Origin of the sequence: Alistipes sp. An116 (assembly GCF_002161005.1) — a bacterium.
GTDB classification, from domain to species: domain Bacteria; phylum Bacteroidota; class Bacteroidia; order Bacteroidales; family Rikenellaceae; genus Alistipes; species Alistipes megaguti.
Genome location: NZ_NFLR01000001.1, coordinates 216,433 through 237,703, shown reverse-complemented (window position 1 = coordinate 237,703; position 21,271 = coordinate 216,433). Strand labels below are relative to the sequence as shown.

Sequence of the window (21,271 nt, the reverse complement as noted above, 5' to 3'; positions counted from 1 at the left end):
ATGAAACGACTGTTCGTCACACTGGCTCTCGGATCGTATCTGATCTCTCCGGCCTCCGAAATCCCGCTCGATCCGACCTGGGACTTTCGGACCGACCCTCTCAACCTCGGAGTCCGGGAGAGATGGTACGATCCGGACCAGAACCTCTGCGGATGGGACTCGATGGAAGTCCCCGGATGTTGGAATACCCGCCTCGAATATGCCGATTATACCGGCGCGGCCTGGTATGCCACGGAATTCATCCCGGACAAGATCCCAGCAAACCACGAAGCTCAGCTCGTTTTCGAGGGGGTCTACTCCGACACGGAGGTCTATTTGAACGGAGAACGTCTCGGCTGCCACGATTTCGGATTCACAACCTTCGGATTCGACATCACCCGGAGACTCGTCCCGGGAGCCAAAAACCGGATTACACTTCGGGTGGACAACAGTTTCAAACTCGGCGCTACCTGGAACTGGGGCGGCATCCGTCGTCCGGTACGTCTACGGGTCCTACCCCGCGAACGGGTCGACAGCATCCGGATCTCCGCTCTGCCCGATCTCTCCAGCGGATCGGCCGATGTGAAAATCAAGCTCCTGCTTTGCGGCGGGGACCCGCAACGGGTACGGATCTCCGTATCCGATCCGCAGGGCAAAATCGTGGCCCGACGAAACGTCCTCACTGCGGGACAACGTGAAGAACTCGTCGAATTCCGGCTCCGACACGCCCAACTGTGGAATTTCGACCATCCAAATCTCTACACCGTTACGGTCACCGACAAAAACGGTCGGATACTCAGCGAACGCTTCGGCATCCGCAAGATCGAAGTCGACGGATACCGGCTGTTGCTCAACGGTGAAAGTGTCCGCCTGAACGGAGCAAACTGGGTCCCCTACGATCCGTTCCACGGCAATGTTCTGCCGCCGGAGATCTACCGCCGCGACATTGACCGTATGAAGAGCTGCGGATGCAACATGGCAAGACTGAGCCACCTGGCCCTGCCCGAAGACGTGCTGGACTATCTCGATGAAAAGGGTATGCTGATCTTCGAGGAGATCCCGCTCTGGAACCGCAACCAGTACATCCGCACGGGACATCCCGTACCCATGCACTGGCTTTCGGAGCTCATCTCGCAACGCTACAACCATCCCTGCATCATCGGTTGGAGTGCCGGCAACGAGATCGGTCGGTTGAGCGACAATCCCGATATCGGAGGCTACCTTACGTCGGCCTTCCGCCACATCCGCTCGCTGGACTCGACGCGTCTGGCCGTCTACGTCACCCACACGGCGGCCAAGCAGTACGATGAACCGGTTCTGCTGTCGGATCTGATTCTCTTCAACCAATACGGAGCACACGGCGATCGCGCCGACGAGGTACACCGCCGCTATCCGGGCAAACCGATCTTCTACTCCGAATACGGAATCCATGCCAACAGTGAGGATCCCAACAACCGGATCGTCGACTATGCGGCACTAGTCGGCTCGATGCGGGGGCGCGAATACCTGATCGGGGCCTCGGTGTGGACCTTCAACGACTACAGGACCAACTATCGCGACAGCGGAACGGCAGCCACCGGCAACCGTCCCTGGGGTGTGGTCGATGTCTACGGCACGATAAAACGAGGGTATCGAGAGCTTCAACAACAGAACTCCCCGCTTGCCGGATTTTCGCTGGCGGATTCCGGCGTGAAGATCCAACCGCGCGGGAGACTCGATCTACCAGCCTTCCGGATGGAGGGGTATGCCGTGCGCATCTGTGCCCTGGGAGCTGACGGAGACACCTTGCGGCAGATTCAAAGACCGCTGCCCGTCATCTGCCCCGGTGACAAGCCATTCGAAATAAGACTGTCCCTCGAAACGGCGGATGCCTGCCGACTGATCGCTGAACTTCTCTCCCCGACGGGCTACGTCGTACACGACGACATCCGCAGTCTCACACCGCCTTCCGCACCGGTTATCAGTCGGGTGGAGAGCGGACAGGAGATCATCCGCGTGTGGTTCGACCGGAGCCCCTCGGCCCGCGAATGGTATGTACGTTATGGAACGGATTCACTGAGCGAACGAAGCCCGATGACCATCAACTCCTATGTCGAACTCCCCCAACTCGTCTACGGACAGGAGTATCGCATCCGCTTGTATGCCGTCAACAATGCAGGCGAGACACCCTCGGCCGAAGCGGTCCGTACACGCACCCGCGCCGCCGAAATCCCTCCCGTCCTGCGGCATTTGTCCCAGGATGGAGCATACATTCAGGTAGGATATGCCTGTGATTTCGGCGACTTCTGCTACGAATTCGAATACGGGCTCTCCCCCGAACGGCTCGATCGTCGGATCCTTACGACGGTGACCGGCGCCTGCCGCCTGCCGGTCGTCGAACCCGGAGCACAACACTTCCTGCGAATCCGCAAACGACTCCGTTATGGCTATGCCAGCGACTGGAGTCCCGTCTATTCCGTAAAAGAGATCCATCCATGAAAAAACTCCTTCACATTCTGTTAACCCCCGCACTGATACTCTGCGTCTCGAACGTTAACGGCTCGCCCCGACAGCCGCAGCAGATGACCATTGACCTGAACAAGACGGAAATCACGGTCTCGAACGGCAAGGCCAGCTTTCCGTTCCGTGGCGACTTCCGCCTGTTCCGCGCCGAGAAAGATCCCCGGATGGAGCTCCGGACACTGCCCGACTGCCGTTACTTCGCCCCCTCGTGGGTTGCCGAGAATCTTCCGCCCGAGAAGACGATCGCACGGATCAAACACAATCAAAGCATGGGCGGTGACGGTATCGACGATTCGGCAAACGGATCCGTGCAGGGGCGTACGTTCGACCTCTTCGCCGCAGCCCCCTCGATCGACCTCACCCCGTCGGAGGTCGTTCAACAGGGAGATACCATCCGTTTCATCTACCCGGAATCAATCTGGGGACGATTCGAATGCCGGCTCTTCGCGGTCGAGGGGTCAGCACCCTGCATGGAGTTTCGCTTCGCCCCCTCCCAAGCGGGCTACTATTCGGTGGGATATCTCGGGGCTCCGGCCTATGATCTTTCCCGGGTCGCCGCACTGTGGCAGCCGATGGTCTGGCAACGGCGCATCTTTCCGTCCCAGTCCTATATGACGCTGGCCTATACCTGTCCGATTCCCGCCACGCTTGTCCATGTCGGGAAGGCTACGGTCGGCGTTGCCGCCGATACCTCCGAAATGCCGTTCGAGCCGCTGCCCACTCGCGACAACAACCGCTTTGGAGTGGCTCTGCACAATCCGGACGGAAAAGCGCAGTCGATGCTCTTCGCTCCGGTTCTCGGGCACTGCGGTTCCAGAATGGAACCTGGAACAGTCTTCGATTTCCGAATGCGGCTCTGGGTCGAAGAGAACCCCCTGAACATCGCCTTCCAGACCATGGCCCGCAACCTCTACGACTTTCACGACTACCGCAGCAATACCATCTCGACGCTCAACAACACCATCGACAACATCATCGACTATACCCTAAGCCCGTACAGCAACTTCATCGACAGTCTGAAAGGTTGTTCCTATTCGACCGACGTACCGGGATCGACCAAAAACGTTAGTTCGCTCAACCCCTTGTCGGTAGCGTTGGTGGCTGACGACGAAGAGGTCTACCGCCGGAGAGCCTATCCGATTCTGGAATACATGCTCTCCCGCAAAAACACCCTCTTCTGCCTCGACACCACACAGAAGGTGCAGTCGCCGTCTCGCGAACTGAACGGTCCGTGCGCTCCGGTAAGCGAGCTGGCGGAACTTTTCCGGCTTTCGGGCGGGAAAAGTCCGTTCCTGCGCTATCTGGCCGAAGAGAAATACTACAAGCACAAGCCCGTCGAAAAACGCACTCCCGGAGCCGGCGGAAACTGGTATGATGCTCTGGAGATGTATCGCGCCACGGGCGAAAGCGCCTACCTCGATCATGCGAAAAGGCAGGCCGACAGCTACATTGAAAAGGTCATTCGCACGCAACCCGAAAAGTTCCAGAATGCCTTCTTCTGGAATCGCTATGCCCCGTATTACGTCAATCTGCTGGAACTCTACGAAGAGACCGGGGAACAGCGCTATCTCGATGCCGCACACGAGGGAGCCCGCGAATATGCCATGTTTGTATGGATGGTTCCAACCATCCCGCAGGATTCGATAACGGTGAACCGCGGCGGTCTGGCCCCCTGGTACTGGTATCTGAAGAGTCGCGGAATTCCGCAGCAACACTGTCCCGAAGAGCAGGTTCCGGCCTGGAGACTCTCCGAAATAGGCCTCGTCCCCGAGAGTTCGACCACCTGCATCGGCCACCGTGCCGTCTTCATGGCCCACCACGCCCCGTACATGTTGCGCATCGCCCGTTTGACCGGCGATTCGTTCCTGCATGACATTGCCCGCAGTGCCATTGTGGGCCGCTACGCCAACTTCCCGGGCTACCACATGAACACGGCTCGTACGACGGTCTATGAAAAGCCCGATTTCCCGCTGCACCCGCACGACAGCATGAGCGTCACGTCGTTCCATTACAACCACCCCTTCCCGCTGCTCTCCGTGCTGTACGACTATCTGGTCACCGATGCCGCCTATCGTTCGCGGGGAGCCATCAATTTCCCGGGCGACTACATTGAGGGATACGGCTATCTTCAGGCCAAATTCTACGGCAACCGTCCGGGGCGCTTCTACGACCGGGAAGAGGTCTGGCTCTGGATGCCGCGCCGTCTGCTCCGCACGTCCGATATCGAGCTGAACTACCTGGCAGCCCGCGCAGACGGTGAACTGATGATCGCCTTCACGAACCAATCCAAACGTCGGGTCGATTCGCAGATCCTTTTCAACAAAGAGCTGCTGCCGATGCTCTCCGGAAAAAAGATTCAGGCTGAGATCTGGTCCGAAAACCGAAAAAGCGGAGAAATGGCCGTCGTTGACGGGCAGGTCCGCATATCGGTCGCTCCGGAGGGCATCACGGCTCTCATCCTGCGCAATGTGCCGATCAAACCCCGCTTCCAGCAACTGTTCACCGAGCACGACCGGCAAGGTTGGCGACATGACTACGGCGAGGTGGACTTCGGTCGGGCCCGGGCCCAGATTCTCAACATGGGGCGCAATCTGAAAAGCTGCTACATCTATCTCCGGGACGACGACAGTTGCTTCCGCCACGTCTCGATGACCTACAGCATCGACGGTACCGCTCCGCAGGCACTGAACGACACCTCGTATCCCTACGAGTTTACCGTACCGCTGCCGGCCGATGCGCAACAGATCGTCGTCGAGCTTTCGGGCATCACTCCCGACGGCCGGCTTGTCCGCAGCCAACCCTTCAAACTCTCGAAAAACTGACATACGACCATGAAACTGAAAGTTCTGTTCCTGATTGCTACCCTGCATTTTACCGTATTGGCCTCCTGCGCCAGAGAGGCCTCCGATACGACGGCCGGGCCGGCTCCCGACAACCGCTCCGACGAGGGCACGACTATCGACCTGAGCGGTTACCGTCTGATCTTCGCCGATGAATTCGACGGCAAACGGATGAACTGGGATCTCTGGGCAGCCGACGATCCGAACAACATCAAACACGAAACCAGCCGGGGACCTGAAGCCGTGGAGGTCCGCGACGGTGAGTTGCGTCTGAACGTACGCAAGGTCAACCGCAGCGAAAAGGTCAAATGGATTGCCGGATACGTCTACCTGAAAGAACCGCTGGAGCATAACGTCTACATCGAATGCCGTTTTCGCTCGGGGCAATGCTCGGGCGTGAACAACGCCTTCTGGCTGGCCTGCAAAACACCGCCCAACACCACCTGGTGCAACAAGTATGAGGTCGATATCGTGGAGGCCCGCAAGGATGTCCGTTCGGGTCTCGGAAACGGCCATCTGGCCTATCACGACTGGAAGACCTATCCCTATGCTCTGGACAAGAACGGCAACAAGTGCGATATCGCCGCCGGAATCACCGTGAAACACAGTTTCGAGGATTATCACATCTGGGGACTCTGGTACGGCGAAAACGAAATGATCTATTACCTCGACGGTCAGGAGATGTGGCGCCGCCAGACCAGTTCGAGCTATCCCGACCAATATTATACGGGGGTCGGGAAGGCCCCGGTCTGGAATCCGCTTGAGGAACAGCGGGCCTACGGCAAGTATGGACAGGACGACTGGAACTACATGGCCGGATACAACGGGGATCTGATGCACATCATTCTGGCCAATATCCCCTGGGGATCGTCCTGGTCACCGCTCGTAGACGAAGAGGCCGACGGCACGTGGATGGCCGTGGACTACGTACGTATCTACAAGCCCGAAATGCTGCTTGATTCCACGCCGGACACCGATCTTGCGCAACCGACGGCCGAGGTGACGCTGGACCGAACCTACAGCCTGGCCGATGAGGACCGTATCTATTTCAGCACGGAGATTACCCGCAAGGCCGGAGAGGAGTTGACCCTCACGTTCGTTCAGGCGGACGGATCGCCCGTCGGAAAGGTTATCGTCGATACGGAAGGCTCCCTGCTGACCGGAATCACCAAACTCACCTCAAGCAAGGTGGCGGCATCGTTGGTTCAGGGCAAACAGCTCGTTCCCGAGAATGAAAAGATGCTGCTCGTATGCCGTATTACGGCCAAATCCGGACATGGAAAATTCGACAAGGATGCCATCAGTGTCTGGTGTACACCAATCGCTGAAGCCGATACGGCCCGTGAACCCTACTTTTATCCCAACTTCGACGAAAACGGCAGTACGTCGGCTACACAGGGTTGGTATATCAACCAAAAGGGATTTTCGGACGAAATCATCAGCCGGGTGCTCTTCTCCTCGACCCGTGGAGAGTTGTCCTCCTTCGGTAGATTTCGTTCCGGGCACAACTTCATTTGCGTAACACACTGATTTGCAAAAATATGAAATTCCGATTCCTGATCCCAGTTCTGCTGGTGCTTTTCCCGACCGCCTGTAGCCGGTCCCATTCGATGGTGTCCCCAAACGGCAGGATCGCTGCCGAAATCTTCACAACAAAAGAGGGATCCCTGGCCTATACCGTCTCCCGGGACGGACGGATACTTTGCGACACCTCGGCTCTGGGTGTTACCATCGACGGCAGACAGATCTTTTGCGACGTACGCCTCCGACTCACCGACAGCCGCGAACGCAACGAAACCTACCCAGTACGGGGTGCGCACGCCAAGGCCCGCGACCATGCCCGGGAGTATCGCTGGGAGGTAACCCACCATCCGACCGGCTACCGCTATACGCTTGAAACCAGGCTCTATGACGACGGCTTTGCCTATCGGTTCATTCTGCCGGGTCAGGGAGAGCGTCGTGTGGCGGGCGAAGCGGCCCAATGGAGACTGCCGCTCGACAGCCGGGTCTGGTTTGCGGAACGCAATTCAAACTGGAAACTGCTCACCTATGCCGGCGAATGGATCCAGGCGCCGGCCTCCGAACTGGCCACCATCTCCGAACAAGGCCCCGTACAGACCATGCCGCTGCTCTACCAGACCCGAGACAGTCTCTACCTGATGGTGACCGAGGCAGCACTCTACGAATACAGCGGAATGCGTCTGCAGGCCGACCCGGACGGGAGTCTCCATGCCGACTTCACGGAAAAAGGGGGATTCCTGCTCCACGATACCGTCATGACACCCTGGCGGGTTCTGATCGTTGCCGAGAACCTCAACCAGCTCGTCAACACGGACCTGATTACCAATCTCAATCCGGCCCCGAATCCGGACCTCTTTGCCGATACGTCGTGGATCCGTCCGGGGCGTTCGCTGTGGAGCTGGTGGAGCGGCATCGACGGACGTTACATGACGCTCGAAGGAGAGCGGGAGGTCATTAACCTCGCCGCCTCGATGGGATACGAATATTCCACGCTGGACGAAGGATGGGAAGAGCTGCCCGACAAATGGAATACACTCCGAAAGCTGGCCGACCATGCCGCCGAAAAAGGGGTGGGGCTCTTCATATGGCGGCACTGGAAACGACTCAACGATCCGGCGGACAATTATGCGGAACTGCAGCATTTTCTGGACAGTGTCGCCGGGTGCGGCATCCGGGGCGTGAAGATTGACTTCATGAATGGAGAAAGGCTACAACAGATCCGTTTCACGACGGCGGTACTCGAACAGGCGGCCCAAAGGCATCTGCTGGTCAACTTCCACGGTTGTCAGAAGCCCTCGGGAGAAAGCCGCACCTATCCCAACGAACTTACCCGGGAAGGCGTTCGCGGTCTGGAGCTCAATCGAATTACGGCAAACTATCTGGAACGCATGCGGGCTGCCGGGATTTCCGTCTCCGACAGAAAGACCCTTCCGGGCGATGAAAACCGCAACATCCCGGCCTCCCACAATGCAACACTCCCCTTCACACGGTGCGTAACGGGTCCGGCCGACTATACTCCGGTCGCCTTCTCCATGCCGGGAGACGTCCTCCCTGCCCAACAACTCGCATGTGCCTATCTGATCGGCTCTCCATTGATTACATTGGCCGAAAACCCATTCTATCTGTTGAAGGAGAAGCGGTTGCAGCCAGCGGTCGAGTTTCTGCGGGAGTTGCCGACATGCTGGGACGAAACCGTCGTACTGCCTCAGAGCCGCATCGGAGAGTTGGCCCTGATGGCCCGCCGTTCGGGGGCAACCTGGTATCTGGCAGCCGCTGCCGCCATAAATTTTCAAGGCAAGATCTCGCTTGATTTTCTGGGCCCGGGGCTCTGGAGAGCGACAATCCTCGAAGACGACGGCAAAAACGGATTCCTCCGTTCCGAGTGTACGCTAAAGGCCGACACACCCATTCCGGTCGCCCTTAAGTCCAATGCCGGATGTGTCATCCGTTTCGTCCGCCAATGACTTTCCGGGCTGCCGGTCTTTCGGGGCCGGCAGCCCAGTCATACGCGGCTCTTCGCCGGCCTACTCGATTCCCCGAAAAACATAATCCGCATACCGATATCCCAATTTCTCGTACAGAGCAATCAATACCGGCATCCGAGTCATAAAATCGGAATAGCATTTCCGTTCACAGGCCCACCCCACCTCGGCCAAAGCGGCCAAACGAGGCAGAATCATAAACTCCAAACACTCCATGTCGGGCATATATTCCGTCCAGACATTTCCCTGCACTCCAAGGACCTGCGACCGCTCTTCGGGGCGCAGGCGATCGAAAGGCTCCAGACGGTAGACCTGGCGCAACGGCACGTATCGCGTGTCATGGCACGGAGGTTCGTAACGAACGGGATCTGCCGTCTGACTGTAATCCAGATAACAATACTGTTTGGGAGAGAGGATGACGCGGCAGCCCCGTCGGATGGCTTCGTAGGCATGAGCCGGATCCCGCCATACCATAAGGGTCACCTCGGAGGAGAGTTCCCCTTCGAGCAATTCGTCCCAGCCGATGATCTCCCGTCCACGGGCCTGCAGCCACTGCTGGATGCGTCGTACGAAATAGCTTCGCAAAGCCGTCTCGTCGGCCAACCGTTCCGTCTGCATCCGACGCCGGCACTGCGGACAATCCTGCCATCGCGTAACCGGACATTCGTCGCCGCCGATATGAATCTGCCGGGATGGAAAAAGTGCCAGGATCTCACTCAGAACATGCTCGATAAAGGTGAAGGTCGTCTCCCGGCCCGCGCAATAAAGATCCTCGCTGACACCCCATCGGGTCCAGACCTCGTAGGGACCGCCCGTACACCCCAGCCACGGATAGGCTGCCAAAGCCCCCATTCCATGCCCCGGCATGTCAATTTCGGGAATCACCTCAATATGCCGCGCAGCCGCATAGGAGACAATCTCCCGCACTTCGTCCTGCGTATAGTAACCTCCATAGGGGATGTGGTCGAAACGCATCGTTTCCCCCTCCCGCATAACCCCCACAAGCGTTTCACGGCGCTGCGACCCGATCTCCGTCAGACGGGGATACCGGCGGATCTCGATACGCCACCCCTGATCATCGGTCAGATGCCAGTGGAAGCGGTTGAGTTTGTGCAGCGCCAGCAGATCAATGAACCGTTTGACCTCCTCAACCGGAAAGAAATGACGCGAAACATCCAACATGGCCCCCCGGTAGACCATATCGGGTTTATCGTGAATCTCCAGAGCAGGGATCGAGGCTCCGTGTTCGGCAATCAACTGCCGCAGACTTTGCAGCGCATAGAAAACTCCGCACGGCGTACCCCCGCTCAGCGTCATCCGGCCGGGAGCTATCTGCAAAAGGTACTCCTCGGCCTCGAGCGCCGAATCGAGTCTCAACACGATATCCGCCCCCCGCAGCTGCTCCGACCGTGCAATTCCATGGTCCAGCAGCGGAACGATATCGGCCATAAAAAGCCGAGCCTCGGATTCCAGGCCCTCCGCCGCATAGAGCCGGGTATGCGGCGTGATTCGGAAGGTTCCCCGCCGCTCGATGACCGACAAGGGTTTGGGAACGATTCCCGCCTCACACCAGACCGACGGAAACCACATGAAAAAAAGCAGCAACCCGACGGTTTTCAACATCTTACCATCCATCATTCAATCGCATTGGGCGGCATCGGCCAACCGGTCGATGTGGCAACATAGGGAATCAGCTGCAGGGCAATCTTGCGTTGGCCCGAACGGTTGGGATGGTCGTCCGACCTGGCGAATCTGCGCCAGAAGACGCTCACACCCACGCCGGAACTGACGGTCGGTGGGATGCGGACCTCGCGAAAAGTCGTTCGTCCCCAGATTGAACACCACGGCATCCGGATGCCACGGACTGCGCGAAAAATCCCAAAGCAGCGAATCAACCTCATCGTAAAGATGCATCATACGCCCCGTCATGGTACCCGCAACCGGCGAAAGACGACGTTTCTCTCCGTAGTTCCGAACCACACCACGCCCCGAACGGGTAACAAGCGTATAGTCCGCATCAAAAGAGCGGGCCGTCAGACAGGCGTAAGTCCGATCGCTGTTCCGGGTCTCGGCCCGGAAATGCTCATGGCGGTTCCGTCCTTCAACGCCGTAACCACAGGTGTACGAATCCCCGATGAACTCGATATGCCGGTTGCGGCGCAACGTATCAGGAAGCAGGGAATCCCCGGCTTCGGTGGCGAATTCGTGAATCGTGGTCCGACCTTCACGCCCCTCGGTGCGTTTTTGCAGCCAGAGACGGTGGATGCCCGGTCCAAGCCCCGAGGCCAGCAGAATCGACGAATCGCGGCCAAAGGTCGACAACACCCGCGATGAATCGTTGTCAATCCGCAGGTTGTAGTAGTTGCGACCGGTATCGGAGACCCGCATCCGAAGGCTGCTGCCCGTGAAACACAACGTCAGGTAGCTTCCCGTCCAGTCGAACGAAACACTCCCGTTGCCGCTACGCACCACCCTCCCCACATAGCGCACGGAAGGATCAGTCGCCGGCCATCTCCTCAATTCCCCGCCCGGACAATCCCCCGTTGGGGAGTTTACGGCCGCAGTTCCGATCCCGCAACGCGAAAGAATGGCTGTCAGCTGCGGAAGAAGTCTGTCGACGATCCGCTCGATTCCCAGATCGTTGGGGTGGGTTCCGTCGATGGTTCCCTCCCGGTCGACGCCCGTATCCAGCCCCGGATCGAGCAGCCAGATATTCCGATATCCCAGGGCCTGCAACCCGGCAAAGGCCTCACGGGCCGCACGCCGCTTGGCCGACTCGGCCGCATCGAGCGATGGATTGAACGGACGGTGTGTCCGGTAGAGCGTCTGCAGGAAGATGAGCGGAGCGTTCGGATGCGCACGTCGCAACGTATCGACGAAGGGGCGCAGCCGATGCCGGATCACCTCCGCCGACGGATTCGAAAAGCAGTCCAGCAGGAAGGCGTCGGCTCGGGTTTCGGCCAGGATTCGGGCATGGGTCGGGGTCATTGTCCCGTTGCCGCTGAGTCCCAGATTGCACAGATCAAGCCCCATGGCACGTGACAGACGGGCTACATAGGCCATTCCGGGACGGCTCGCGGCGATGCCATGCGTGATGCTCGAACCGTAGACCACTATCCGGTTGCCCGGCCATCCGTCGGCCGCCGATAGCCGCGAGCCACGGTCGACTCCGATCTGCAGCGACACGACCTCGCGAAACAACGGAAGATAGAGCAGGCATTCCAACGGTTCGGTGCCGGTCCGACGAACCAGGACCGACTCCGAAAGGGTCTCCGCAGCCGACGGTACGGCCGATCCGGCATAGACCCAGCGTCCCGAATCACGCACATAGAGGTCCAGACCGCTCTGCGCAATATCACTGGCATTGTGCAGCGGCTTGCGCGGCCGGCATTGCCAGCGCACGCCGATCGTCCGGCTGTCGGTCGTGAAGCCGACGGCCAGTCCCGCACCCTGGCTCAACAACTCCTTTTGTGCGGAAGTCAGGGTCGGATAGCGGCTCGTATCGACGCGATGGTAGGGTTGCTCCGTCGAGCAGCACTTGTGCAAAATACCCAGCGTCGAGGCCTCGACATAGTGCAGTTGGGCCCGGACCGTACCCATACAGCATAGGAAAAACAGAAGAGACAAATATTTCATGGCGCAGGAGAAAAAGTCGGGACCGGCTCCGATACGTTGGAGACCGGCCCCGACCGGATGAAATCCTATTTGACGGTGATCATGCGGATCAGACAGTTCGTCGCATCGGCCACATAAATCGTCTTGCCGTCAGCCGACGGAAGAATGCCGTACGGATTGTTGAAAGCGGCCTTCAGTCCCTCGCCGTCGAGGCAATCGGCCGAACCCGTGCCGGCAATGGTCTCGAGCGTACCCTTCGTGTAGTCGCCCGAAGCGTCGGGGGTCAGCATACGGATCGTATGATACGTACAGTCGGCCATATAGAGCACGCCGTTGGCATCGAGCCCCAGCGCAAAGATATTGCCGATATGAGCAGTCAGCGGATTGCCCGGCTCTCCGTCGTCGATTCCGCTGCCCGGATCCCCGTCCCCGGCAATGATCCGCTGTTCACCCTGCGGAGTCACCATCATGATCCGGCCGAAGTCCGTTCCGCCGACAAAGAAATTGCCTGCAGCATCCCGGCACATGCAGTTCGGCTTCAACTCGTCGAAGAGAATGAAATCCGAAGCCGCACCGTCGGGCGTGTAACGAATGATCTTCTGATGGTCGCGCGATGCCACGTAGACGTTTCCAGCCTCGTCACAAAGGCAGGCCATCGGGTTGTTGATACCCGAAGCAAAGGTCGTCAGTTTCAGATCGGGCGTAATCCGGATCACCCGGCCGTTGGCCTTGCTGGCCACGTAGTAATTGCCGTCGGCGTCGAATCCGCCGTGCCAGGGATTATCCAGTTCGGTGCTCGAGACCAGCGTCTCGACACTCATGCCCGGCGACAGACGGCGGATGGCCCGGTTACCGCGTTCGGTGAACCAGATGCTGCCGTCCGGAGCATAGGCCAGGCCGGTCGGGAACCAGGTCGTGGCACTGGTCCCGATACCGTCCACCGTACTCTTGTTACCCGTCATGCCCACGATCGTACTCACCAGGAAGGTTCTCGACGAGGCCTTCAGATAGGTGAATTTCAACCCTTCGATCTGCCGGTCGCCGACCTCCACCTTCACCGGATAGGCGCCCGGTGCATTCTCGGGCAGGATGATGCGCAACTCCCCGCTCGAGGCGTTCAGGATCCGGGCCTCAACCCCGTTGATCGTAACGCGGTTCTGCGAGATCTCGGCCCCGAAATTGGTTCCCTGAATGACGGCAACCTCACCGCTCATGCCGGTCGTCGGCTTGATGTTGATCAATCGGAGCTCTTCGATATGATGGGTCGGATCCTCCTGCCGGCAGGCCGAGCCCAATGCGGCCATACAGAGTACGGCACACGTAATTATGCTTTTTCGTATCATGGTTTCTCTCTTTTCGCATTATTCGACCGTTGCCCTCCGGACCAGGAAATTCCCCCAGTCGGAGATCCAAAGCATCTTGCCGTCCGATGCCACCAGCACGTCGTATGGCGTCTTGAGCAGGGCTTCGTTGCCGATTCCGTCCGTTGCTCCGCTCTTGCCGGCCGTACCGATGACCGTCTCGACCGTACCCCTGGCCACATCTCCCTCCGCATCGGGCGCAAGCCGTCGGATGGTATGGCTCTTCGAGTCGAGGATATAGACATTGCCCGTATCATCGACCGAAATACCCCACAACTCGGCCTGGAACCGGGCCGTCGTCGGCTCTCCGGGAGTACCGTCATCCGTTCCGGCCGTTCCGTTGCCGGCCACAACCTGCTGGCTGCCGTCCGGAGCTACGCGGACAATCGTACAGTCATTGAGCGCGACCAGCAGATTGCCTGCCGGATCGAAATCCGCGGCCAACGGACCTCCCGTAAAGGTCGCGAAGGTGCTCGACTGCGTATAGTCCGGCGCCGCATACTTCAGGACGGACTTCACGCCGCGATCCACCACATAGAGGTTGTCTCCGGCATCAAAACGAACGTCCAGGGGATCGCTCAACCCCGATATGGCGACCGAAACCGTATAGTCGGGCGTCACGCGGAGGATATTCCGCGCAGCCTTGTTGGCACAATAGAAGTCTCCGCGGGAGTTGAAGCTGCCCCGCCACGGCGCATTGACCGTCACGCCGTTCTGTCCCGAACGGACGATCGTCGTGGTCATCTCCGTCTGCAGATCGGTCCGACGAATGGCATTGTTGCCGCGGTCGATAATCCAGAGCGAGGTGCCGTCGGGCGAAAGCGCCAGTCCGTGAGGCATGTTGAAGCGGACCTCATCCGGAGCTCCGTCAACCAACGCCTTGTCAATATCCCGACCGGCCGTACCGAGCCACGTCGAAAGCGTATACTTGCCGAACAGGTAGGTAAACATCAGCCCTTCGACCGTCTTGCCGTCCACCGTCACGCGAATCGGATAGCTTCCCGCCGGATTCTCCGGAGCCTCCACCGTGAGGGTCGTCGTCGTAGCCCCCGTCACCACAGCCACCCGGCCGTTGATCTCCACGAGATTCTCCGAAAGCGTCTCCGAGAAGCATTCGCCAGTGATCGTCAGGACACTACCGGCATATCCGCGCTGCGGCGCAACCGACGCAAGCGACAGGGTCGGCTTGTGCACGTAGGTGAAGAGAAGCCCCTCGGTGCGTTTGTCTCCGAGGCTCACCGTAAACGGATAGGTGCCGGCGGGATTCTCCGGAAGAACCACCTGCAAGGTAGTCTCCGTAGCCTCGACCACCTCGGCCCGCGCACCGTTGATTTCGACGAGTATCTGCTCCGGATCGCTGCTGAAGCCCGTCCCGCGGATCAGCACCCGATCCCCGGCATAGGCCTTCGTCGGAAGCACCGATACCAGCGCCAACTCGGCAGGATCCGGTGCCGGCGCATAGGTGAACGACAGACCTTCGGCACTCAACCCATTCACCGTCACCCGCACGGAATAACTGCCCAGAGTGTTCTCGGGAAGCAGCACGGTCAAACGGGTCGACGTCGCCGCGGTGACCTCGGCCCGGGTCTGACCGATCATCACCGTGTTCCGATCGGCCTCCGGGCTGAAATGACTGCCCGAAATAATCGCCACATTACCCGCATACCCCGCTTTCGGAATAATCGACAACAACTCCGGCGCGGAGACTCCTCCGCTCACGTCCGAGTCGTCGCTGCAGCCGCCCGCCAGAAACAGTCCGGCAGCGCATATCAATATGTGAATCAGATTTTTCATGGTTTCAACAACTTTTAGTCGATTGATCAGGGTTCATCCACAACGGCCATCCAGGCATTGACCACCGCCCGTTCACTGCCGTCCGAGGGGCGGTTGTGAACCTCGAAAAGATCGGCATTGGGATGCCGGATCACCAGCTGCGACGAGCCGCCGCCGTCGAAATTCACCGCCCACCGGCAGCCCAGGCTCTGCATGAACTGCCCCAACTCTTCGTAGGTCATGCCGTAATAGCTCCACAACTGCTGACGGCCGTCGACCACCATCATGTAGACGACGTTCTGCTCCGTGTAGCCGATAACCGTCCGCGGATCGGTGCCCTCATAGTTCTGACCCGAAAGCACACCGTTGCGCAGCACGATCACTCCGCTGCCCGTCGCCTCCTTGAGCGTCGGGGCCAGGCTCCGGTATTCGACCGAATCGCGGATCAGCGCCTTGCCGTCGTTGGTCACGGCAAAGAAGCTCAGCGCCTGCTGCGGAAGCCGGTCCGTGTAGATGAACGTATCCTTGAGGATCTTGCCGTTGTGATGGATCGGACCGCGGATCTCCAACGTCGAGATATCCCAGAAATCGGCGTTGACCAAAGCGGCAATGCGATGTCCCGGCCGGTCGCAGTAGGAGGCGATCCCGCTCAACGTCTGTTTTTGGAAATTGCTCGTCACGTCGGCGTCGTAGGGCATGCCCACCTCGAGCGAGACGCCCGGCTGGTTCAGATCCACCCGCGTCAGATAGACGCGCATCACCTCGCCGTTCATCTTTTGAAGATGCAGATCGGTCTGCTCGACCCCCAGCCCCAACAGGAAGGTCGTATCCGCATAGATACGCGCCACAGCCGGACAATCCGACGCCAGACGACGCCCGATCTCCGTTACGGGACGATAATCCGTATCCTCGATCTCGTACTCTTTCGTACAGCTCCAGCCCGCCGCCAGCAGCAGCACACAGAGCGAATATTTCAGAAGATTCATGTTGCTACGTTTTTGAGGTTAATTCTGCCCGGCAGGCGCACTCGTCCAATAACTGTTCTGCGTCAGCAATCCGTTGAGCGAAATCTCCCGCGAGGGTATCGGAAAACGATTGTACTTGCGCTCGAGCGACAGCGTTGACTCGAAACGTCCCGTACGCACCAGATCGAACCAACGCTGGTTTTCGCCCAGAAACTCCAGCCGCCGCTCATTCAGCAGCGCCGTCAGATAAGACGAATCGTCGGCAGGCATCGCCAGAGCCGTCAAACCCCGCTTCTCACGCAGGTCATTCAAACGGTCAAGCCCCGCCTGACTCCGCCCGCTGGCCTCGGCACTGATCAGATACATCTCGCCCAGACGGACGATCGGCAGCGGATCGCTGTTCAATTCGCCCCCCGGATACTTGTTGATCACATTGTTGCTGCCCTGCTGAGCCACGGAGATCTCCCGACGCAGATCCTCCGGAAGATACATGTCAATGGCCTCCGTCGTCGGCATGTAGACGTAACTGCCCCCGTTCTCCGAAGAGCGCGAATAGTAGAACGCCCCGCTCAGATTGACCGAGGTCTCCTCGGTGAGGTTGCTGAACGTGAAGATCTCCTCCGTGTTGTCCATCCGACGGAAGATCTTGTCGAAACCGTCCAACGAAAAGTATCCGCTCGTAATGACCGATTCGGCCAGAATCCCCGCCTCGTCATTCTTGCCCTGAGCCAGCTTTACCCGGGCCATCAACGCCTGGGCCGCCTGACGCGACACCTCGTACCGCGAGGTAAAATCGGGCGCCAGATCAATGGCCGTCTGCAGATTCCGCTCGACAAAGGCCCAGCCGTCGGCTTCGCTCGAGGCCGCCACGTCTCCTGTCGCCGGAACCTCCAGAATCGGAATCTCGCCCCATCGGCTCACCAGATCAAAATAGAGCAGTCCCCGGAAAAACGACGCGATACCCAGCATCTCGTCACGACGATCCCCCTCGGGCATCTCGTTCAAGGCCAGGAGAAACTTGTTGACCTGATACAATGCCGTATAGTATCCGTCCCACTGACCGCTGATGAACCCGCTGTCGGGCGTCACCAGATCACGAATCAACTGCTGGGCCGATCCCGTACTTGAGGCTCCGGCCCGGATCAGATCGCCACCGCAGATATCAAAGGCCGCATACCCGTTGTTGGTCGGTTTGTACTGAACGATGTTGTAGAGCCCGACCAGCAACAATTCGCAATCCTTTTCGGTCAGATTGTCGCTCGAAACGGCGTTGTGCGGAAACTCGTCGAGCGTACAGCCCGTCAGCAGCACTCCGCTGCCGGCAAGCAGCACACTGCCGGCAAGGCCGATGATGATATGTTTGATTGTCATGGTTTTCAGAATTTAAGGTTTAATCCGACCGTAAAGGTCCGCGGTTGCGAGGGATAGAGGAAGTCATAGCCCAGCGTCGTGGCCGAAAGGCTGACGTTCACCTCGGGATCGAGCAACGGATAGGGCGTCAGGATGAAGAGGTTGTCCGCCTGCACGTAGAGCCGCAGGCTCTCCACGCCGATCCGGCTCATCCAACGCTTGGGCAGCGTATAACCGAGCGAAAGATTGCGGCAGCGAAGATAGGAGGCATCGTACAGAAAACGCGTATTGACGAACTTCGTGGAGTTCCACGTCTGGTTGTAGATCGCACGCGGAATGGTGTAGCTCGTCCCGGGACCCGTCCAACGCCCCTTAGCCTGCGATTCAAGCATCGTCCACTTGCCGTTGCCCATCCGGTAGCCTCCCGTCCAGAGTTCGTAGAGCTGGCTGCCGTAGGAGAAGGTGAAGAAGATGTTCAGGTCGAAGCCCTTCCAGGTGAAGGTATTGCTGAATCCGCCGGTGAATTTCGGATTGGGCGATCCGACAAACTGACGGTCGTTCGTCGTGTCGATCTCTCCGTCGCCGTTCACATCCTCGTAGATCACGTCTCCGGCCCGCACGCCCTGTGCATAGAGCTTCTCGGGCACTTCGTCATCGGACTGATAGATGCCCAATGCCTTGATCATGTAGAAGGCGCCCACCTCCTCGCCCACCTTCAGGGCGTGCATGCTGCTGGTGGTGATCACCTCGCTGTCATCGAGCAGCCGGGTCAGTTTGTTCCGGATGAATGACATGTTGAAATCCGAACGCCACACGAATCCGCCCTGCGAAGCCAGTGTCCCGCTGATGGCAAACTCCAGACCCTTGTTGCGCATCGATCCGATGTTGCAGGTATAGCTCGTAAAACCGGAAATAGCGGCTGTCGGTTTCGAATAGAGCAGGTTCTTCGTATCCTTGATGAAGGCATCAGCCGTGAATGTCAGCGCACCGTTGAAGAACGACACATCGACACCAACATCCGTCTGGTTGGCCTTCTCCCACTGCAGGTCGGGATTTCCCATGGCCGTCAGTGCCAAACCGTTGGACCCGTTGTAGTTGAACCCGCCACTGGCCAGCGCCTGATAGGCATAGGATCCGATACCCGCCTGGTTACCGGTCGATCCCCAGCTTGCTCGAAACTTCAGCCCGATATCGGAGGCCTTCCAGAACTTCTCTTCCGAAAGGTTCCACCCCACCGATACGGAGGGGAAATATCCGTACCGGTTGCCGGGTGCGAATTTCGACGATCCGTCGGCTCGCAAAGCCAGCGTAAGCAGATAGCGGTCGCCGTAATTCAGATTGGCTCGGGCGAAATACGATTGAAGCGCATAGGCGCTCATGCCCGTGGAGATACCCGAGAATTCGGCCGCCACGGAGTTCACGTCGAACGACGGCGACGGAAAACCGTTTCCGGTCTGCGAAGCCGTGGAGGTCTGATAGAGCTGATAGGAGTATCCGGCCATGGCATTCAGCTTCAGACGATCGGCAAACGTATGCGTATAGTTGACTACGCTCTCGGTAAGCAGATTGGTAAGCGTCCGCCGGCCGTCGGTCAACTGCCCGACGTTGCTCCCGTAGACATGTTTGTCCGTATAGTAGATGTGCTCCTCGGTGTAGGAGAAATCACCGCCGAACGAGGTCTTCCACGTAAGTCCCCTGGCAATGTTGAACTGCAGGTAGGCGTTGCCCAGCACCCGATAGTTGCGCACGTAGACATTCTCCTCCTTGATCGCCTGCAGCGGATTGTGGTTCAGCAGCGGATCGCCGTTGATGTTGTACTCGCCGTCGGGGCTGTAGGGCCCGTCCCACGGATACTGCTCCAGCGCACGCGGAATCAGACTCGTTCCGATGTTATAGCCCGTCGGCACGCGGTTGTTGTCGGTATAGCCCAGCGTGATGTTGGTCCCCAGATCGAGCCATTTGCGGACGTGGCCGTTGAGATTGGCCTTGAGATTGTACTTGGTCAGCTCGTTTTCTATGAAGACGCCTTCGTTCTGCTTGAAGTTGCCCGATACGTAATAGTTCAGCGCATCCGTACCGCCCGAAACCGAAGCCCCGACATCGTAGGTTTTGGCCGTGCGCAGAATCAGATCAAGCCACTTGACCTGCTGCTTGCCCGGAAAGGGATCGGTCATGCGGGCCACCGATTCGCCCGACTGCAGATTCCAGTTGTCGATGGCCTCGTTCATCACCTCCAGATAGAGATCCGCATCCGCCATGTCCAGCCGGTCCAGTCGCGGCAGATAGGAGAATGCCGTTGAGGCATTGACCGACACCCGGGCCTTGCCCTTATGGCCGCTCTTGGTCGTGATCAGGATGACGCCGTTGGTGGCACGCGAGCCATAGATGGCCGCCGAAGCCGCATCCTTGAGCACCTCGATCGACTCGATGTCGTTCGGGTTGAAGTCGGCCAGACCGTTCATCGACTGGGCGCCCCAGGCTCCCGTATCGCCCGACGAGTTGCTGATCGGAACCCCGTCGATCACGTAGAGCGGTTCGTTGCCCGCCGTCAACGATCCGATACCGCGGATGCTGACACGGTTCTGACTGCCCGGAACTCCCGATGACGAGGTGACCGTCACACCCGGAATCCGCCCCTGCAGCATCTCGTCAACACTCAGCACCTTGCGGGCACTGATCTCCTGCGGCTTGTAGGTCCCGATCGACGAAGAGACGTCGCGGCGCTGCAGCGTGCCGTATCCCACAACCACCACCTCGTCGACCATCTTGCTGTCCTCCGCAAGACGAACCTGAAGCTGCAGCCGCTTTCCGAGTTTGAACTCCTGGGATTCGTAGCCCAGGAATGAAATCTCCAATACGGAGCCTTCGGTGGCCGTCAGCCGGAACGATCCGTCCTGAGAGGTCGAGGTTCCGTTGGTCGTCCCCTTGATCAGCACCGTGGCTCCGATGATCGGGGTGCCCCGTTCGTCGGTGACCACCCCCTGGTAACGATAACTTCTGGCTGCGGGCCGCTTGACAATCAAAATCTGGGAACCGACGATCCGGTACGAAACGTCGAAACCCTTGAGAATGTAATCCAACGCTTCGGAGACCGACACCGGACCGATATCGGTCGGCACGATCCGGGTCAGATCCAGATGCGCCTCGTTATACGCCACTCCGAGTCCGCTCTGTTCCTCGATCTGGGCAAAGGCCTCTCTCAATGGCATGCTCTTCTCCGCAAATCGGATCCTGCCCCGTTCCTGAGCCAGCACTCCCTGGCCTAACAGACAGAGCGGCAGAATGATCCCGCACAGCAGGAGCATTTGCAGATTGCAAATTTTTTTCATACTTTCGTAATAAGGTTCGATAGAATTAGTTAATCGTGTTTATAGCTACGGTTG

General features: G+C 58.8%; 11 protein-coding genes. 4 read left to right on the top strand and 7 right to left on the bottom strand.

Annotated elements, in window-relative coordinates:
• From B5E60_RS00915 to B5E60_RS00900, 4 genes are read left to right on the top strand one after another with little or no spacing between them, the layout of a single operon-like run.
• A complete protein-coding gene (locus B5E60_RS00915) occupies positions 1-2,457 on the top strand; it encodes a glycoside hydrolase family 2 TIM barrel-domain containing protein (RefSeq protein ID WP_087308998.1) in 2,457 nt (818 codons plus the stop codon).
• Positions 2,454-5,303 carry a hypothetical protein gene (locus B5E60_RS00910; protein ID WP_087308997.1) on the top strand — a complete coding sequence of 950 codons (2,850 nt, stop codon included), beginning with the start codon at positions 2,454-2,456 and terminating at the stop codon, positions 5,301-5,303. The genes B5E60_RS00915 and B5E60_RS00910 overlap by 4 nt, the downstream gene beginning before the upstream one ends.
• Positions 5,304-5,312: 9 nt before the next feature.
• The gene (locus B5E60_RS00905; protein WP_087308996.1) at positions 5,313-6,851 is read left to right on the top strand and encodes a glycoside hydrolase family 16 protein; all 1,539 of its coding nucleotides are present in this window, start codon (positions 5,313-5,315) and stop codon (positions 6,849-6,851) included.
• 11 nt (positions 6,852-6,862) lie between these two features.
• Positions 6,863-8,806, top strand: coding sequence for a glycoside hydrolase family 97 protein (locus tag B5E60_RS00900; protein WP_087308995.1), 1,944 nt, complete (start codon positions 6,863-6,865; stop codon positions 8,804-8,806).
• Positions 8,807-8,866: 60 nt separating this feature from the next.
• On the opposite strand, the gene B5E60_RS00895 is transcribed toward B5E60_RS00900, so the two are convergent.
• The 7 genes from B5E60_RS00895 to B5E60_RS00865 form a co-directional block, all read right to left on the bottom strand.
• Positions 8,867-10,459 (bottom strand): beta-N-acetylhexosaminidase, encoded by a 1,593-nt coding sequence (locus B5E60_RS00895; protein ID WP_239403145.1) that lies wholly within the window; start codon positions 10,457-10,459, stop codon positions 8,867-8,869.
• Between the two features lie 3 nt (positions 10,460-10,462).
• Positions 10,463-12,424 carry an SGNH/GDSL hydrolase family protein gene (locus tag B5E60_RS00890; protein ID WP_087308994.1) on the bottom strand — a complete coding sequence of 654 codons (1,962 nt, stop codon included), beginning with the start codon at positions 12,422-12,424 and terminating at the stop codon, positions 10,463-10,465.
• Between the two features lie 101 nt (positions 12,425-12,525).
• Positions 12,526-13,782 carry an IPT/TIG domain-containing protein gene (locus B5E60_RS00885; RefSeq protein WP_087308993.1) on the bottom strand — a complete coding sequence of 419 codons (1,257 nt, stop codon included), beginning with the start codon at positions 13,780-13,782 and terminating at the stop codon, positions 12,526-12,528.
• Between the two features lie 18 nt (positions 13,783-13,800).
• A complete protein-coding gene (locus B5E60_RS00880; RefSeq protein WP_087308992.1) occupies positions 13,801-15,594 on the bottom strand; it encodes an IPT/TIG domain-containing protein in 1,794 nt (597 codons plus the stop codon).
• A gap of 26 nt (positions 15,595-15,620) precedes the next feature.
• Positions 15,621-16,559 carry a phosphodiester glycosidase family protein gene (locus tag B5E60_RS00875; protein WP_087308991.1) on the bottom strand — a complete coding sequence of 313 codons (939 nt, stop codon included), beginning with the start codon at positions 16,557-16,559 and terminating at the stop codon, positions 15,621-15,623.
• 18 nt (positions 16,560-16,577) lie between these two features.
• A complete protein-coding gene (locus B5E60_RS00870; protein ID WP_239403144.1) occupies positions 16,578-17,909 on the bottom strand; it encodes a RagB/SusD family nutrient uptake outer membrane protein in 1,332 nt (443 codons plus the stop codon).
• A gap of 5 nt (positions 17,910-17,914) precedes the next feature.
• Positions 17,915-21,217 carry a TonB-dependent receptor gene (locus tag B5E60_RS00865; protein WP_239403143.1) on the bottom strand — a complete coding sequence of 1,101 codons (3,303 nt, stop codon included), beginning with the start codon at positions 21,215-21,217 and terminating at the stop codon, positions 17,915-17,917.
• Between the last annotated feature and the right edge of the window lie 54 nt (positions 21,218-21,271).

Excerpts from the sequence above, each read along its gene's own strand:
- B5E60_RS00905 (WP_087308996.1), top strand. The coding sequence starts at position 5,313 with ATGAAACTGAAAGTTCTGTTCCTGATTGCTACCCTGCATTTTACCGTA.
- B5E60_RS00890 (WP_087308994.1), bottom strand. The coding sequence starts at position 12,424 with ATGGGTACGGTCCGGGCCCAACTGCACTATGTCGAGGCCTCGACGCTG.
- B5E60_RS00910 (WP_087308997.1), top strand. The coding sequence starts at position 2,454 with ATGAAAAAACTCCTTCACATTCTGTTAACCCCCGCACTGATACTCTGC.
- B5E60_RS00865 (WP_239403143.1), bottom strand. The coding sequence starts at position 21,217 with ATGAAAAAAATTTGCAATCTGCAAATGCTCCTGCTGTGCGGGATCATT.
- B5E60_RS00900 (WP_087308995.1), top strand. The coding sequence starts at position 6,863 with ATGAAATTCCGATTCCTGATCCCAGTTCTGCTGGTGCTTTTCCCGACC.
- B5E60_RS00880 (WP_087308992.1), bottom strand. The coding sequence starts at position 15,594 with ATGAAAAATCTGATTCACATATTGATATGCGCTGCCGGACTGTTTCTG.
- B5E60_RS00875 (WP_087308991.1), bottom strand. The coding sequence starts at position 16,559 with ATGAATCTTCTGAAATATTCGCTCTGTGTGCTGCTGCTGGCGGCGGGC.
- B5E60_RS00895 (WP_239403145.1), bottom strand. The coding sequence starts at position 10,459 with ATGGATGGTAAGATGTTGAAAACCGTCGGGTTGCTGCTTTTTTTCATG.
- B5E60_RS00885 (WP_087308993.1), bottom strand. The coding sequence starts at position 13,782 with ATGATACGAAAAAGCATAATTACGTGTGCCGTACTCTGTATGGCCGCA.
- B5E60_RS00915 (WP_087308998.1), top strand. The coding sequence starts at position 1 with ATGAAACGACTGTTCGTCACACTGGCTCTCGGATCGTATCTGATCTCT.
- B5E60_RS00870 (WP_239403144.1), bottom strand. The coding sequence starts at position 17,909 with ATGACAATCAAACATATCATCATCGGCCTTGCCGGCAGTGTGCTGCTT.